Origin of the sequence: Antarctobacter heliothermus (assembly GCF_900188425.1) — a bacterium.
In the GTDB taxonomy this organism is placed as follows: Bacteria; Pseudomonadota; Alphaproteobacteria; order Rhodobacterales; family Rhodobacteraceae; genus Antarctobacter; species Antarctobacter heliothermus.
In genome coordinates, this window is the sequence record NZ_FZON01000154.1 from 1 (window position 1) to 1,288 (window position 1,288).

Here is a 1,288-nt window from a genome sequence, read left to right on the forward strand (position 1 = left end):
GCGGCGTCCGGATTGGGGCGCTCCGCCTGCACATGTCGGGTGATATTGCACCGTCATTTGCTCTATTTATATGGTGTTTTGACCTGATTTTTGGTAATCAGATGCATGTCGAAGCCTGCTGAAAATCTGCCTGATGATCCCGCCGAATTGAAGGCGATGATTGCAGCATTGCAGGCAGAAAACGCCAAGATATCGGCCACGTTGCGCGTCCATGATCAACTGGTTCAAGCCTTGCGCCTTCGGATCGCCAAACTCCAGAAACTGGCCTTCGGCAAGTCCTCGGAGAAGATCGAGCGCGAGATCGAACAGCTGGAACTGGCACTCGAAGACTTGCTGGTTGCGGTGGCCGAGGAGGACGACGCGCCTATCGACGAGGGGCAGGATGAACCGTCACCGGAAGCTGCCGATGCGCCCGCGCTGCGCCGCCGCCCGCGTGTCTCGGATGCGACCCCGCGCGAGCGGCGTGAACTGGACCCCGGCACCTGCTGCGCCGACTGTGGCGGCGATCTGCGCGTGGTGGGTGAGGATGTCAGCGAATTGCTCGATATGATCGCCGCCCAGATGAAGGTGATCCAGATTGCCCGGATCAAGAAGTCCTGCCGCCGTTGTGAGCGGATGGTGCAGGAGCCAGCCCCCAGCCGTCCGATCCCGGGCAGTATGGCTGGACCGAACCTGCTCGCCCATGTTCTGGTCTCGAAGTTCGATGATCACCTTCCCTTGTATCGCCAGCACGAGATATTTGCCCGCATGGGGGCGGATATCCCTGAAAGTACCCTCGTGGGCTGGTGTGGCCGCGCCATGAAGACTTTGTCGCCGCTGATTGAGCGGATCGAGGCGGATATCATGGCCAGCGACCTGTTGCACGCGGACGATACGCCGATCCGAGTGCTGGATCGCAGCTTGCGCGACAAAGGTCTTGGCAAAGGGGTCAAACAAGGCCGGATCTGGGCCTATGTGCGCGACCAACGGGCATGGGCGGGTGCTGCACCACCCGGGGCTGTCTATCAGTTCGCACCGGACTGGAAGGAAGAGCACGTTCTCAGCTATCTGGCCAACGCCCGCGGCATTCTTCAGGCCGACGGCTACAAGGGCTATGCCAAGCTCTATGAACAAGAGCCTGACGGCAGGCCGCCGCGTTTGCGCGAAGCGGCCTGTTGGGCCCACCTCCGGCGCGACTTCCACGACTTTTGGACCTCAACCAAATCCGAGATCGCTCGCGAGGCGCTCGACCGGATCGGCAAGTTCTACGATGTCGAGCGCAACATCAACGGCCAACCCGCTGACGTCC

The 1,288-nt window shown here is 61.0% G+C and carries 1 protein-coding gene; it reads left to right on the forward strand.

Annotation, left to right across the window (positions count from 1 at the left end):
- Nucleotides 1–105 precede the first annotated feature (105 nt).
- Nucleotides 106–1,288 (forward strand): IS66 family transposase (gene tnpC, locus CHB90_RS26000; protein WP_089280573.1); only part of this gene is annotated, 1,183 nt, incomplete at its 3' end.